Consider the following 13,523-nt stretch of genomic DNA (forward strand, 5'->3'; position numbering starts at 1 on the left):
GGATTAGGCCTCGGCGCCGCTCGGCTGTGCGTCGCCGCCGGCCACTACTTCACCGTTGCGGCGGCGCGTACGGGTGCGGCGACGCGCACGGGTTGCACGGTCCACCTCGGTCGGGGCCTTCGCCGGCGCGGCGCCGGCAGCAGCCTCGGGGCCCTGTCCGCCGGCAGTGGAAACGGCAGCGGCTTCGGCGTCGGCGGGACGACGGCGGCGGTCGCCGGAGCGTCCGCCTGCCTCGGCGCCGCTGCGGCGCGTGTCCCGGCTGCCGGTGCGGCTGCCTTCACGGGCGCCATCACGGCTGGCGGTGCGGTTGCCTTCGCGGGCGCCGGTGCGGTTGCCCTCACGGGTGCCGTCCCTTCCGCTGTCCTTTGCGCTGCTGCGGGTGTTCTTCTTGCCGGTCTCGCCGAGGTCCTCGAGAACCTCCGCGTCGACGCCGGCCAGCACGCGCTTGTCGCGGGGCAGGCGGCCCTTGGTGCCCTCCGGGATGTCGAGTTCCTCGAACAGGTGCGGCGAGGAGGAGTAAGTTTCCACGGGTTCGGGGAAGTTCAGGCCCAGGGCCTTGTTGATGAGCCCCCAGCGCGGCATGTCATCCCAGTCGACAAAGGTCACAGCGGTGCCCTTGTTGCCGGCGCGGCCGGTGCGGCCGACGCGGTGCAGGTAGATCTTCTCGTCCTCGACGCACTGGTAGTTGATCACGTGCGTGACGTCGTCGACGTCGATGCCGCGGGCGGCGACGTCGGTGGCCACGAGGACGTCCACCTTGTTGTTACGGAAGGCGCGCAGCGCCTGTTCGCGGGCGCCCTGGCCGAGGTCGCCGTGGATCGCGGCAGCCGCGAAACCGCGGTCCACGAGTTCCTCGGCCACCTTGGCAGCGGTGCGCTTGGTCTTGGTGAAGATGATGGTGCGGCCGCGTCCGCGGGCCTGCAGGATCCGGGCAACAACTTCGACCTTGTCCATGCTGTGGGCACGGTAGATCAGCTGGCGGATGTCGCGCTTGGTGAGGCCTTCGTCGTCCGGGTCCGCGGCGCGGATGTGGGTCGGCTGGGTCATGTAGCGCCGGGCCATGGCGATGACAGGGCCGGGCATCGTGGCCGAGAACAGGAGCGTCTGGCGGACCGCGGGGGTACCGGCGATCAGGGTTTCGACGTCCGGCAGGAACCCGAGGTCCAGCATTTCGTCGGCCTCGTCGAGGATGACGATCTTGACGTTCTTCAGGCTGAGGTGTTTCTGCTTGTAGAGGTCGATCAGGCGGCCGGGGGTGCCGACGACGATCTCGACGCCCTTCTGCAGGGCATCGACCTGCGGCTCGTAGGCGCGGCCGCCGTAAATGGTGGCGATACGGGCGTTGCGCTTCTTGGCCGCGTTCTCAAGGTCCTTGGCGACCTGGACGGCGAGTTCGCGGGTGGGCACGATCACCAGGGCCTGCGGGGCGCCGGGCACGGCCAGCTTGTCGAAGCCGGCGTCGTCGCGGCCAACGACGCGCTGCAGCGCCGGGATGCCGAAGCCGAGGGTTTTGCCCGTGCCGGTCTTGGCCTGGCCGATGATGTCATGCCCGGCCAGGGCGACCGGCAGCGTCATTGCCTGGATCGGGAAGGGGTGGGTGATGCCGGCGTCGGCCAAGGACTCGACAATGTCCGCGCGGACGTTGTAATCGGCGAACGTCTTTTCGGCAATCTCGTGCGGCTTTTCGTCCGAAATGATGGTTTCTTCGGGCTCGATGGTCTCCGTGCCCGACTCATCGGTCAGAAGCTGGTGCGTGTGCAATTCACTCACAGGTGAGTTTCCTTATTCATTTTGGGCTGCGCTGCTTGCTCAACGGGGCCGGCCGTGGCCGTTCCGGAGCACGCTCAGGCGCGCAAGCAAATCCAGTGGAAGCCGATCGCGGGCTATCTAAATGCTGGCACTGGGGACCAGCGGGTGTATCTCAAGATCGCGTAGGGGCGGGCTTGTTGAATTCGAAAATCATGGAAATCAACGACCGGGCATCCATATCTACCTCTCCAGTCTAGCTGTACGAGGCCCGGATCCTCGACTGGAGCCGCGATCGCGCCGTGGAGTGGACCGGGGCGGCGGTCCGTCAGCCGACCAGCTCCAGCCGGATTTCGCGTGTGGCGATGTCCGAGGACACCACCCGGACCCGGACCTGGGTGCCCGGTTCGAGCTCGCCGGGGCACCGTGCAGTCACCGCGGGCTCGGCGATCTGCACGATTCCGGACGGCCCGTTCCCGTTGCCGTTGGACTTGCCGCCGTTCCCGTTGCTGGTGCCGCTGACGCTGGCGCTTTTTGCCGGTTTCGAGCCGGAGATCACGACGGCGTCGAACTCCTGGCCGACGTGGTTGACGAGCAGCGCTGCTTCCACGGTGTCCAGTGCGAGCCGCTCCAGTCGTGCGGCCAGCTGGTCCGAAGTGGCCATGATGGCGGGGAGGGACGGCAGGGCTTCCCGGGCCCAGGACGGAACCTCGGTGCCGTTGCTCAGGGCCTCGCAGATCACCAGCACGAAGCGGTCGATCAGCCGCCGCAGCGGCGCGGTGGAGTGGGCGTAGGCCGCGCCGATGGCGGACTGCACGGCGGCCTGCGGCACTGTACCGTCGAAGGGCGTGTAGCCGGCCCCGCGGAAGAGCATGCCGGCCGAGTGCACAATGGCCAGCTGCCGGGGATCCGTGGGGTCGAGGGTCCGCAGGTACTCGCCGTAGGGCGTTTCGCCGTCCCAGGGCTTGCCGAGAGCGTGGGTCTGGCGGTGGAAGTGCCGCAGCGACGCCTCGTCCGGGGCTGGCATGGTGCGCAGGATGCCGACCTTGCCCCGAAGCATCAGCCCGGCCGCCGCCATCCCGGTCATGAGGGAAATCTGGGCGTTCCAGTCCTCCACCGGAAGCGGCGGGGCCGCCACGATCCGGTAGCCGCCGTCGCGCAGTTGCTGGATCTCCTGTTCCGGCATGTTCAGGCTCGCGCCGCCGCGGAGGCGTTCCAGCTCCACGCGCTTGATGCCCACTTCCTTCAGCAGCTGCAGCATGGGCGTTGCGGTGCCGGCGTCGAGCTCCGCCTGGACACCCTTGTAGCTGAGCTTCGCGCGGCTGCGGACCTGGGCCCGGCGCACCAGCACCGAGGTCACCTCCGCCGCGCCGTCGAGTTCGAACTCCCAGACAAATGCCGCGCACAGCTGCCCGGCGAGCAGGCTACCGGCAGCCTCGCTGATGACCTCCGGATGCAGCGGGATCCGCCCGTCCGGGGTGTAGAAGGTCTGGCCGCGGCGGCGGGTCTCGGCGTCGAGCGCCCCTCCCGGAGCGACGAAGGACGGGACATCGGCGATGGCGTAAAGCACGTTGTAGCCCTCGCCGTTGCGCTCGATGAACAGCGCCTGGTCGAGGTCGGTGGAGGACGCCGGATCGATCGTCACGAACTCGACATGGGTGAAGTCCAGGTCCGGCAGCTTGTGCTCGGCCACCGCCGCCTGCGCGTCACGCAGCACGTCCTCGGGGAACGGACCGGGCAGTTCCAGCGTGGTGCGCAACGCCTTGAGAGCCCCGGCAAGCTGGTTCTGCTGCTCGTGGATACTCGGGGTCAGGCGATGATGGGACACGAAAATCAGGTTAGCCCGATTTCCGCTATTAGTCTTGGATTATGAGCCCAACCCCGGACGATCCTGCCCGCTACAACAGCTTCCTCACGGATCTGCTGGGAGTGATGGCGTACGGCGAGCTTTCGGCCTTCGAGCGGCTGTCCTCGGACGCCCGCTATTCACCCACGCTGCATGACCGTGCGGTGCTGGGCAGGATCGCGGTGGTCGAGTTCCAGCACTACGAACTCGTCCGGGCCAGGCTCGAGGCCATGGGCCTGGACACGGAGGCCGCCATGCTGCCGTTCCAGCCGTCCGTGGACCACTTCCATGAGCGCACGCGCCCGGCGGACTGGTACGAATCCCTCATGAAGGCCTACGTGATCGACACCGTCTCCGCGGACTTCTACCGTGCCGTCGCCCGGCATGTCGACGCCGCGACGGGGGAACTGATCGAGCAGATCCAGTCCGCCGAGGAGGCCACGGCCGTGCTGCAGGAGCGGCTCAAGGCGGCCCTGGCCGATGACCCGCGGCTGGCGTCGCGCCTGGCGCTGTGGGCCAGGCGCCTGCTGGGCGAGGCACTGACCCAGGCCCAGCGGGTCAGTCTCGAACACGCTTTCCTCGGCGGGCTCTCAGGCTTGGACGAGGCCGGCGCCAGGGAACTGGTCAGGGCTCTGACGGCTGAACTCGCCACAAACCACTCGCGCCGGATGGCCGCGCTGGGACTCGCGGGGTAGCACCGCCTCCGGGCGGAAATCCGAACGATCCTGTTCAGGAATCGGCAGCGTCCAGCGCCGCCAGCAGTGCGCCGGCTGCGTGGGCCGGATCATCGGCGTCGGTGATTGCCCTGACCACGACGATCCGGCGGGCACCGGCGTCGACGACCTGCTCAACATTGCCGAGGTCGATGCCGCCGATCGCGAACCACGGCAACAGGCTTTCGACCCGGCCGTCGACCTTGCCGGTTCCCTCCCCATCCGCCCGGCCGGTCGCCTGGGCGGCGTAACGCACCAGGTCGAGGCCGACGGCGGCGCGTCCAGGTTTGGTGGGAGTGGCCCACACGGGTCCCACGCAGAAGTAGTCGAGTCCTTTGCGGCCGGGGGAGGATGCAATGGCGGCGTCCACCTGCTCCGGACTGTGGGTGGACAATCCGACCACGGTGTTCTTGCCGAGGAGGCCGCGGGCGGCGTCGAGCGAAATATCCTTCTGCCCGATGTGGAACACCGGAGACCCGGACAAGGAGGCGATGTCCGCCCGGTCATTGACGGCCCAGAGCCGTCCGTGCCGCTGCGCTGCGGCGTGCAGGACCTCCAGGAGTTCCAGTTCCTCGGCCGCCTCAAGCGACTTGTCGCGCAACTGGATGATGTCCACCCCGCCGGCGAATGCGGCGTCCACAAAGTCCTCGAAGTCGCCGCGGTCCTGCCGGGCGTCGGTGCACAAGTAGAGGCGGGCGGTGGTGTGGAGGGAGTCCTGGCTCATGACACCAGCCTAGTTCCTCTAAACTGGGCGCATACCGCGGGAGCCCGCAGCAGCCACGTCATCGCTGCACGGCTGAGAGGGCGTCAGAGCCGACCGCTTGACCTGATCCGGCTAGTACCGGCGTAGGGAAGGAATTTTTTATGGATGCAAAAGCCAGCCGTGAAGCCGAAGCCGCAGATGACGCCGCTTCCCGGGTTTGTGACACGGACCCCGGTTTCGCAGAGGACCTCACCGTTGACGTTGCGGTGATCGGCGGCGGGGTGATCGGCCACGGCATCGCGTTCGAGGCCAGCCGTGCGGGCCGGTCCGTGGTGGTGATCGATGACGCGCCCGGCAGCGGGGCCAGTTGGGCCGCCGCCGGAATGCTGGCCCCCGTCAGCGAACTGCACTACCAGGAAGAACAGCTCCTGGAACTGATGCTTGAGTCCTCCCGGCTGTGGCCCGCCTTCGTGGCCGGGATCGATGCCGGTCCGGGGATCGACAGCCGGGCCGGTGCCGCCGCCGGACCGGGATCCCGGGCAGCGTCCGGTACCGGTTACCTGACGACGCCGACCCTCGCAGTCGGTGCCGATGCGGCGGACCGGCGCGCGCTCGCGGACCTGAGGGAAGTCCAGCAGGCCTCCGGCCTCACCGTGGAGCCCCTGACCGTGCGTGAGGCCCGTGGTCGGGAGCCTTTGCTCAGCCCCGGCATCTCGTGCGCTTTCGATATCCCGGCCGACCACCAAGTGGACCCCCGCATGCTGATTGCCCGGCTCACCAGCCTGCTCGGCGCGGAGGGCCGCTGCCGTTTCGTCCGTCGGCGCGCGGTGGGGCTGCTGTGGGAGGACGGACGCGTCGCCGGTGTCCGGCTCGCGGGCGGCGGTTCCGTGCGGGCCGCCGAAACCGTGGTCGCCAACGGGCTCGGCGCCGCCAACCTTGACGGGCTGCCCGCCGGACTGCAACTCCCGCTGCGGCCGGTCTACGGCGACATCCTTCGGCTCCGCGTGCCCGCGCATCTGCAACCACTGCTTACGGCCACCGTGCGTGGCATGGTGCGCGGGGTGCCGGTGTACATCGTCCCGCGGCAGGACGGCACTGTGGTGATCGGCGCCACCCAGCGCGAAGACGGCCCGTCGGATCCGCATGCTGTTTCCGCCGGCGGCGTCTACCAGCTGCTCCGTGACGCCCAGCAGCTGGTGCCCGCTGTAGCCGAGCTGGAACTGCTCGAAGCCACGGCGCGCGCCCGCCCCGGCACACCGGACAACGCCCCGATGCTGGGGCGGGTCTCGCGCCCGCAAGGCGGGGACGTCCCGGGCCTCATCATCGCCACGGGATTCTTCCGGCACGGCGTCCTGCTGACCCCGGCAGCCGCCGTCGTCTGTCGTCAACTCATGGACGGTACGCCGGACCCGCGCTGGGCCGGGTTCCGCCCCGACCGTTTCTCCCGCACCCCGGATGCGTCCGGGGACAGCCCCAACAAGGAAGCAGCATGAACATCAGACTCAACGGAACGGAGCAGAGCGTCGCCGACGGCGCCTCCGTCAGCACACTCGTCAGCCAGCTCACGGGCCGGAGCATCGGCCCCGACGGCCGGGCTGCCGACGGGCAGAAGCTCGGTGTCGCGGTGGCCCGCAACTCTGAAGTGGTGCCCCGCAGCCAGTGGCACGCCACCGCGCTCGCCGACGGCGACGACGTCGAACTTGTTACGGCAGTCCAGGGAGGATGACCAGCATGAACGAAACGACTCTTGCAGGATCGCCGGCCCTGCCGGCTGCCGGGGCCCTCGCCGATCCGTTCGTGGTGGACGGCGTGACGCTCGGATCCCGGCTCATCATGGGCACCGGCGGTGCGCCGAGCCTGGACGGGCTGGGCGCAGCGCTTTTGGCCTCCGGGACGGAACTCACCACCGTGGCGATGCGCCGCTATTCACCGGCGGAAACGGGATCGCTGTTCCAGCTGCTCGTGGACCACAACATCCGCGTACTGCCGAACACTGCCGGTTGCTTCACCGCCAAGGACGCCGTACTCACGGCCGAACTGGCCCGCGAGGCGCTGGAGACGGACTGGGTCAAGCTCGAAGTCATTGCCGACGAGCACACCCTGCTGCCGGACGCAGTCGAACTCGTGGACGCAACTGAGCAGCTCGTGGCCCGCGGCTTCAAGGTCTTCGCCTACACCAACGATGACCCCGTGCTGGCCCTGCGGCTCGAAAACCTCGGGGCGACGGCGGTGATGCCGCTGGGCGCCCCGATCGGCACCGGCCTGGGCATCCTGAACCCCCACAACATCGAACTGATCGTCTCGCGGGCGTCCGTGCCCGTGGTGCTCGACGCCGGAATCGGCACGGCCTCGGACGCGGCCCTGGCGATGGAACTTGGCTGCGACGCTGTGCTGCTGGCCACGGCCGTGACCCGTGCCCAGAATCCCGCGCTCATGGGGGAGGCCTTTAAGCATGCCGTCATCGCCGGCAGGCTGGCGAAAGCGGCCGGCAGGATCCCGCGGCGCGAGCACGCGCTGGCGTCGTCGGCGATGGAAGGCCGGGCCGAGTTCCTGTAACGCCCGCGTTCCTCTTTCGGTCGCTGGCGCGGCCGGCTGTCGGGGTCCAGTGCTGTCCGTCGCCGGGCCCCGGCCATCCCTGTCCCTGTTCGCCTACGACGATGCTCCTACGGTCGTCAATTCCCGTGCGGGGTGTAAGGTGACGTCGTGCTCGCGATCAAGCTGACGGTGCAGATAGGTTGGATCTGCCTCGCGATCGTGAGCTTGGCCATCCTCGTGTTTGGTGTCGTGGTCGCGGTCGTTCCGATGGGTGGGGACGCTGCCTTGTATCGTGCGGACGGTCTCGCCTCGACCGGACTCGGCCTTTTCGGGGCGTTGATCGGGCTCGTGCTCCCTGTACGCATCTTCTTCCCACCGCGTCGCAGCCCAGCAGGCTCCTGAGTTCTGCCCTTGCGAGGGACTCCCGGCGCTGTGGCGGGTCAGACCGTTGGAACCCCACCCGCTGCCCAGCCGGACTTAAGCTTCATCCCCGCGCGCGGGCCCCCGACGCCGACGTCGCCTCAACGCAACATGGCCACGCACCCTAATGGGCACGTGGTCACGTTTGCGCGGGGGAACCGGCTGTGCCGGCCTAACGAGAACGGACACGGCCGGACTCGCCCGAGAGCGGGCCCCGTCCTGCTCGCTGCCGGCGAGGACCCGCTAAAGCTTCAGGATGGCGGTGAGACGCTCGGTGTCGTGCCGGGTCCGGGTCCTGCCGAGGTACACCACGGCCGCGACGGAGGCTGCGGCACCCAGGATCAGCGGCAGGATCCACGGAATCCAGGTCAGGCCCGGCTGGTAGCCGAACCCGGCCGCCATGAAGATGATCCAGCTCAGCATGCCAACGAAGGCAGCCACTCCGGCCGGCACGCTGATGCCGTACTTCGTGTGCCGCTTGTCGTTGGCCCACACAACAAAGCCCACAGCAACGGTGACCATGGCGACCACAATCAGGGAAAGCATTCAGGACCCCTCGGGCTAAGAAAACGACAGTGCAGAAACCGCAGTGAAGAACAGTGCTAGAGGGCTCCGAAACCGACGCGGCGGGCCTCTTCTGCGCCGATTTCCACGTAACCCAGCACATTGGCGGGGACGATGACGAGGCGGCCCTTGTCGTCCGTCAGCCGAAGCTCGCTGCCCTTGGCGATCGCGTCGCCCACCACCTTGGCGACGGCGTCGGCGTCTTGGGCCGATTCGAGCACAATTTCGCGGCCGATGTTCTGAATACCAATCTTTACTTCCACAGGGGGGCCTCCCAGCCAGTCAAAGTCGAATAAATGTCTAAGGTCAATCTCTAGTTGTAGTCTAGGTCTCTTTGGGGAAGCGGGAGATTCCGCGCCAAGCTAAACGGTAGATGAGGTCGCTCGCCACATCGAGGTCCAGGTCCCCGTCGGTTTCCAGCCAGTACCGGGCACTCACGTGTGCCATTCCGGCGAGTCCGCGGCCCAGGAGCTGGGCCTCGAGTTCCGGCAGCTTGGTGTCCTCCGCGATCACGCGCGCGACGGCGTCGGCAAAAGTTTTGTTGAACGTTTCCAACCGTGCGCTGACGTCGGGATCGTTGATCAGGTCCGATTCGAAGACGAGCCGGTGTGCCTGGTCGTCGTTGGCAATGAATCGGAAGTAGGCGCGCATGACCGCCTGGACGCGCTCGTCGTTGTCGCTGGTGGAATTCAGGGCGCCCAGCAGGAGCTCGATCAGCTTGCTGAGATGGCTGTCCAGCAGGGCCAGATAGAGGTCCCGCTTGGACGGGAAGTGCTGGTACAGGACAGGCTTGCTGACATGGGCGGTCTCGGCGATCTCATCCATGGCGGCACCGTGGTAGCCGTTCGCCACGAAGACTTCCTGCGCAGCCGCCAAGAGCTGCGCCCGGCGTTCGTCGCGGGGGAGACGTGCCGAGCGCTGTCCGCTGCGCGTCTGCCCGGCCGGCGGCTTGCCGGTCTCGTCCCGCTCCACCGGTGCCTGATGAACCACTGTCGGCCTTCTTTCCCTCTTCACCCAATAACGCGCAAGTACACTCAGCAGCATTGCACTGAACTACATTGCACTGAACTACACTTTACGCGCGGGTAATATGACCTGGTGGTATCTTCGGGCATAGATTGAAGTATGGCCTCCAAGTTCACCGCCCCCGCAACCCTACAGACGCAGCAGGATACGCGGCCCGGACCGCTGGTTGACCCGGCAACGGATCTCAGCCCGGACGAGGTGGAACGCTACTCGCGGCACCTGATCATTCCGGAAATCGGCGCAATCGGGCAGCGCCGGCTCAAGAACGCGAAAGTCCTGGTGATTGGGGCCGGCGGCCTCGGTTCTCCGGCCCTCCTCTACCTCGCCGCCGCCGGGGTCGGCACCCTCGGCATTGTCGATGACGACGACGTCGACCTCAGCAACCTCCAGCGGCAGATCATCCACGGCATCGCGGACGTGGGCCGGCCCAAGATCGAGTCCGCCCGTGACGCCATAGCGGCCCTGAACCCGCTCGTGGACGTCCGGCTCCACAACGTCCGCCTCGACGCATCCAACGCCCTGGAGCTCTTCGCCGGCTACGACCTCATCCTCGACGGCGCGGACAACTTCGCCACCCGCTACCTCGTCAACGATGCCGCCGCCATTCTCGGCAAGCCCTACGTCTGGGGATCGATCTTCCGCTTCGACGGCCAGGTCAGCGTCTTTTGGGAACAACACGGGCCCACCTACCGGGACCTCTACCCGGAGGCGCCGCCGGCCGGTTCAGTGCCGTCCTGCGGGGAGGGCGGCGTATTCGGCATGCTGTGCGCCGCCGTCGGATCGCTCATGGTGACCGAGGCCGTCAAGCTGATCACCGGCGTCGGGCGGTCCCTGCTGGGCCGGCTGGCGCTCTATGACGCGCTGGGCGGCACCTGGCGCGAGATCAAGGTGGCCCGGGACCCCGAAGCCGAGCGCATCACGGAACTCACCGATTACGAGGCGTTCTGCGGGATCGCCCCCACGGCGGATGCGGGCACCGAACACACCGTGACGGCGACCCAGCTCGCCACGATGCTGGCCTCGCGCAATGCCGGCCTCAAGGACTTCCACCTGGTGGACGTGCGGGAGAGCGGGGAGTACGAGATCGTCCGCATCGAGGGCTCGGTGCTGATCCCGCAGGGCCGCATCCTGGCCGGCGAAGCGTGGCAGGACCTGCCCCAGGACGCGGAAATCGTCTTCCACTGCAAGGCCGGAACACGTTCCGCGGCCGTCCTGGCCGCGGCCCGCGCGGCCGGGTACGAGCGCGTCAGCCACCTCGAAGGCGGCATCCTCGCCTGGGTGCGCGACGTGGAACCCGGGAAACCGGTGTACTGAGGACTTCCGGCCCCCAGGTGTCGCGGCCTTCGGGCCGTCCATCCACGGCACCTGAAAACAACTACCTGTCGAAGGCACCTGCAGCGAAAGGCTTGGTCATGAGCGAGGAAAACACCCTGACGCCCCAGCAGAAGATTGGCTCCGGCTTCGGCCGGGATTCGACGGCGGCCGAGGTCGTTGCCGGCATCGACCTGACCGGGAAGACCGCGATGGTCACGGGCGGCTACTCCGGGCTCGGCCTGGAGACCGTGCGGGCTCTGGCGTCGGCCGGCGCCACCGTTGTGGTGCCGGCCCGACGACCGGAGCACGCCCGCGACGTCCTCGCTGCGGCCGGGCTGACGCCGGGAACCCGCGGAGGCGATGTCAGCGTGGCCGAGCTGGACCTTGCGGACCAGGCCAGCGTGAAGGAGTTCGCCGCCGGCTTCCTGGCCGGCGCGGAACCCGGCACCCGGCGCAGCCTGGACATCCTCATCAACAACGCGGCCATCATGGCAAGTCCGGAGCACCGGGTGGGGCCCGGCTGGGAGTCCCAGTTCGCCACAAACCACTTGGGTCACTATGCCCTCACCAACCTGCTGTGGCCCGCGCTCACCGCGGCGGAGGGTGCCCGCGTGGTCTCGCTGTCCTCCACCGGGCACAAGCTCTCGGGGATCCGTTTCGATGACATCAACTTCGACGCCGGCTACGACAAATGGCGGGCCTACGGCCAGGCCAAGACGGCCAACGCGCTCTTCGCCGTCCAGCTCGACGCCCTGGGTCGGGACTTTGGCGTGCGGGCCTTCGCCGTGCATCCCGGCGGCATCATGACGGAGCTGCAGCGGCACCTGCCGCGCGAGGAAATGATCGCCGCGGGCTGGATGGATGAGAACGGCACCGTCGACGCCCGGTTCAAGACCCCGGCGCAAGGTGCGGCCACCTCGGTCTGGGCCGCAACGTCACCGGGCCTGGAAGGCATGGGCGGCGTCTACTGCGAGGACTGCGACATTGCCGAACCCACGGTGCCGGGATCGCCAGAGGCGAGGATCAGGGGCGTGGATGCCCATGCCGTGGACCGGGAGGCTGCCGCACAGCTGTGGCAGGTGTCGGCCGACATGACCGGAATTAACGCGTTCGCCGGGTAAGCCGCCCAAGGGATGTGAGCCTGGTGGCGCTGCCGGAAGCAACTGGCCCAACTGGGTAACTAGCCAATGGGCAACAACGAGCGTCGCCATCACGAGCTAGCACCGCGGGGCAGCAGCCGCGGGGCAGGAGTTAGGGCCGAGGGCAGTTACGCGGTTTCGCGGATGTCGCCGGCGGCGGGGCCGTGCTCCGCGTGGCTGTGCTCCACAGGGCAGTCGGCCTCGGAGGCTGCAGGACCCGGGACCGTCGCAGCGGTCGTCGCGGGGGAGGGGTCCACCGTAATGCCGTACAGCGCTTCAAGACCGGCAACGTAGGCGTCCTGCTGTCCGTTGGCGGCGAGTTCGCGGGCCCGGACGGTGGGGACATGCAGTAATTGCTTCACCATGCGGCGCAGGGCGAATTCGACTTCCTCGGCGGCGGCGGTGCAGCCGTGCCGGGCGCGGACCTTTTCCATTTCCGCATCCAGGACGTTCATCGTGTGGCGGCGCAACGCGACGATCGCCGAGTCAACGGAGCGTGCCTCGCGCTCCTGCTCGAAGGCGCTGGCCGCACCGGACACAATGCTGCTGGCCTGGGCGAGCGACTCGGCCTGTTCCTGGGGCGCGGCGAGCCGGACGGATTCCAGTGTGAGGAGTTCGACGCCGTCGAGCTCGCCGACCGCGGGGTCGAAGTCGTGCGTCAGGGCGAGGTCGATCGCAATGAGCGGCTGGGCCGCGCCCGACCGGATCCGGGCGAGGTCGTCCGCTTCGACTCGGCTGTCCGAGCCGCTGCAGCCGATCATGACATCGGCAGCGGCGACGGCGGTCGGAAGGGTGTCCTCATCCAGGGCGGTGCCGCCCCGGGTGGCGACGAAACCGGGCGCACGGCCGGAGGAGGAGTAGACCGAGACATCGGTGCAGCCGCGTTCGCGCAACAGTGACATGGTGGCCCCGGCGTAGGCGCCGGTCCCGAAGACGACGGCCTTCTTGGCGGACCAGTCCGGGTCTTCCGACAGGTCGGTGGCAAGGTCCAGTGCTACGGAGACGATGGAGAGGCCGCGGGAACCAAGCGCCGTCTGGGCGCCGACGTCCTTGGCGGTCTTGGACGCCGCCTGGAAGAGCCGCACCAGGCCGGAGCTGGCCGTGCCTTCATGCTGGGCCGTGATCAACGCGCGGCGGACCTGGCCGGCGATTTCGCGTTCGCCCACCACGGCGGAGTCCAGTCCGGAGCTCACCGCGAAGAGGTGCTGGCTGACCTCGGCACCCGTGCGGGTGCTGAAGGCGCGGGAGACCAGCTGATCGTTGAGTCCGCTGGCTCCGCTGATCTGGGAGATAAGGGCAGCCCGGGCCGCGTCGACGGCGTCCGGATGCGGGGCTTCCCCATAGATTTCGAAGCGGTTGCAGGTGGCAAGGACAACGGCACCCGCTACGGCCGGAGATCCGGCGAGGGCGGATGTGGCAAGCCCGGAAGCGCCGGTGCTCAACTGAGCAACGGTTTCGAGGTCGATGTCGGCGTGTGTAGCCACCAATGAGAAAAGAACCACAGCAGGACCATCATA

The 13,523-nt window shown here is 68.1% G+C and carries 14 protein-coding genes and 1 riboswitch; of the genes, 7 read left to right on the forward strand and 7 right to left on the reverse strand.

Annotation, left to right across the window (positions count from 1 at the left end; all coding sequences use genetic code 11):
- Positions 1-3 precede the first annotated feature (3 nt).
- Together BLR03_RS02645 and BLR03_RS02650 are read right to left on the reverse strand one after the other, a co-directional pair.
- Positions 4-1,770 (reverse strand): DEAD/DEAH box helicase, encoded by a 1,767-nt coding sequence (locus BLR03_RS02645; RefSeq protein ID WP_091249046.1) that lies wholly within the window; start codon positions 1,768-1,770, stop codon positions 4-6.
- Positions 1,771-2,074: 304 nt separating this feature from the next.
- The gene (locus BLR03_RS02650; protein WP_091249048.1) at positions 2,075-3,574 is read right to left on the reverse strand and encodes an RNB domain-containing ribonuclease; all 1,500 of its coding nucleotides are present in this window, start codon (positions 3,572-3,574) and stop codon (positions 2,075-2,077) included.
- 41 nt (positions 3,575-3,615) lie between these two features.
- Here BLR03_RS02650 and BLR03_RS02655 point away from each other — a divergent pair, with 41 nt between their 5' ends.
- On the forward strand, positions 3,616-4,287 hold the full coding sequence (locus tag BLR03_RS02655; RefSeq protein ID WP_091249051.1) for a ferritin-like fold-containing protein: 672 nt from the start codon (positions 3,616-3,618) through the stop codon (positions 4,285-4,287).
- Positions 4,288-4,321: 34 nt separating this feature from the next.
- On the opposite strand, the gene thiE is transcribed toward BLR03_RS02655, so the two are convergent.
- A complete protein-coding gene (gene thiE, locus BLR03_RS02660) occupies positions 4,322-5,029 on the reverse strand; it encodes a thiamine phosphate synthase (RefSeq protein ID WP_091249054.1) in 708 nt (235 codons plus the stop codon).
- A gap of 26 nt (positions 5,030-5,055) precedes the next feature.
- Positions 5,056-5,176, forward strand: a riboswitch (TPP riboswitch).
- Between thiE and thiO the strand changes: the two genes are divergently transcribed.
- From thiO to BLR03_RS02680, 4 genes are all read left to right on the forward strand, one after another.
- On the forward strand, positions 5,170-6,501 hold the full coding sequence (thiO, locus tag BLR03_RS02665; protein WP_091249057.1) for a glycine oxidase ThiO: 1,332 nt from the start codon (positions 5,170-5,172) through the stop codon (positions 6,499-6,501). Its footprint overlaps the riboswitch before it by 7 nt.
- A complete protein-coding gene (gene thiS, locus BLR03_RS02670) occupies positions 6,498-6,734 on the forward strand; it encodes a sulfur carrier protein ThiS (protein ID WP_091249059.1) in 237 nt (78 codons plus the stop codon). The genes thiO and thiS overlap by 4 nt, the downstream gene beginning before the upstream one ends.
- A gap of 5 nt (positions 6,735-6,739) precedes the next feature.
- Positions 6,740-7,564 carry a thiazole synthase gene (locus BLR03_RS02675; protein ID WP_302846563.1) on the forward strand — a complete coding sequence of 275 codons (825 nt, stop codon included), beginning with the start codon at positions 6,740-6,742 and terminating at the stop codon, positions 7,562-7,564.
- Between the two features lie 147 nt (positions 7,565-7,711).
- A complete protein-coding gene (locus BLR03_RS02680) occupies positions 7,712-7,945 on the forward strand; it encodes a hypothetical protein (protein WP_091249062.1) in 234 nt (77 codons plus the stop codon).
- Between the two features lie 261 nt (positions 7,946-8,206).
- On the opposite strand, the gene BLR03_RS02685 is transcribed toward BLR03_RS02680, so the two are convergent.
- The 3 genes from BLR03_RS02685 to BLR03_RS02695 all read right to left on the reverse strand — a co-directional run bounded on the left by BLR03_RS02685 (position 8,207) and on the right by BLR03_RS02695 (position 9,517).
- The gene (locus BLR03_RS02685; protein ID WP_091249065.1) at positions 8,207-8,509 is read right to left on the reverse strand and encodes a hypothetical protein; all 303 of its coding nucleotides are present in this window, start codon (positions 8,507-8,509) and stop codon (positions 8,207-8,209) included.
- Between the two features lie 56 nt (positions 8,510-8,565).
- Positions 8,566-8,790: a DUF3107 domain-containing protein gene (locus tag BLR03_RS02690; RefSeq protein ID WP_091249068.1), complete on the reverse strand. Its 225-nt coding sequence runs from the start codon at positions 8,788-8,790 to the stop codon at positions 8,566-8,568.
- Positions 8,791-8,851: 61 nt separating this feature from the next.
- A complete protein-coding gene (locus BLR03_RS02695; RefSeq protein WP_091249072.1) occupies positions 8,852-9,517 on the reverse strand; it encodes a TetR/AcrR family transcriptional regulator in 666 nt (221 codons plus the stop codon).
- Between the two features lie 135 nt (positions 9,518-9,652).
- Here BLR03_RS02695 and moeB point away from each other — a divergent pair, with 135 nt between their 5' ends.
- Together moeB and BLR03_RS02705 are read left to right on the forward strand one after the other, a co-directional pair.
- Positions 9,653-10,867, forward strand: coding sequence for a molybdopterin-synthase adenylyltransferase MoeB (gene moeB / locus BLR03_RS02700; RefSeq protein WP_091249075.1), 1,215 nt, complete (start codon positions 9,653-9,655; stop codon positions 10,865-10,867).
- Positions 10,868-10,965: 98 nt separating this feature from the next.
- Positions 10,966-11,988 carry an SDR family NAD(P)-dependent oxidoreductase gene (locus tag BLR03_RS02705; protein ID WP_091249078.1) on the forward strand — a complete coding sequence of 341 codons (1,023 nt, stop codon included), beginning with the start codon at positions 10,966-10,968 and terminating at the stop codon, positions 11,986-11,988.
- A 146-nt stretch (positions 11,989-12,134) separates the two neighbouring features.
- Here BLR03_RS02705 and BLR03_RS02710 read toward each other — a convergent pair whose 3' ends face one another.
- On the reverse strand, positions 12,135-13,508 hold the full coding sequence (locus tag BLR03_RS02710; RefSeq protein WP_091249081.1) for a glutamyl-tRNA reductase: 1,374 nt from the start codon (positions 13,506-13,508) through the stop codon (positions 12,135-12,137).
- Positions 13,509-13,523 lie beyond the last annotated feature (15 nt).

This window comes from Arthrobacter sp. ok909, from assembly GCF_900104405.1.
Lineage (GTDB): Bacteria > Actinomycetota > Actinomycetes > Actinomycetales > Micrococcaceae > Arthrobacter > Arthrobacter humicola.

Excerpts from the sequence above, each read along its gene's own strand:
- BLR03_RS02655 (WP_091249051.1), top strand. The coding sequence starts at position 3,616 with ATGAGCCCAACCCCGGACGATCCTGCCCGCTACAACAGCTTCCTCACG.
- thiE (WP_091249054.1), bottom strand. The coding sequence starts at position 5,029 with ATGAGCCAGGACTCCCTCCACACCACCGCCCGCCTCTACTTGTGCACC.
- thiO (WP_091249057.1), top strand. The coding sequence starts at position 5,170 with ATGGATGCAAAAGCCAGCCGTGAAGCCGAAGCCGCAGATGACGCCGCT.
- thiS (WP_091249059.1), top strand. The coding sequence starts at position 6,498 with ATGAACATCAGACTCAACGGAACGGAGCAGAGCGTCGCCGACGGCGCC.
- BLR03_RS02675 (WP_302846563.1), top strand. The coding sequence starts at position 6,740 with ATGAACGAAACGACTCTTGCAGGATCGCCGGCCCTGCCGGCTGCCGGG.
- BLR03_RS02685 (WP_091249065.1), bottom strand. The coding sequence starts at position 8,509 with ATGCTTTCCCTGATTGTGGTCGCCATGGTCACCGTTGCTGTGGGCTTT.
- moeB (WP_091249075.1), top strand. The coding sequence starts at position 9,653 with ATGGCCTCCAAGTTCACCGCCCCCGCAACCCTACAGACGCAGCAGGAT.
- BLR03_RS02705 (WP_091249078.1), top strand. The coding sequence starts at position 10,966 with ATGAGCGAGGAAAACACCCTGACGCCCCAGCAGAAGATTGGCTCCGGC.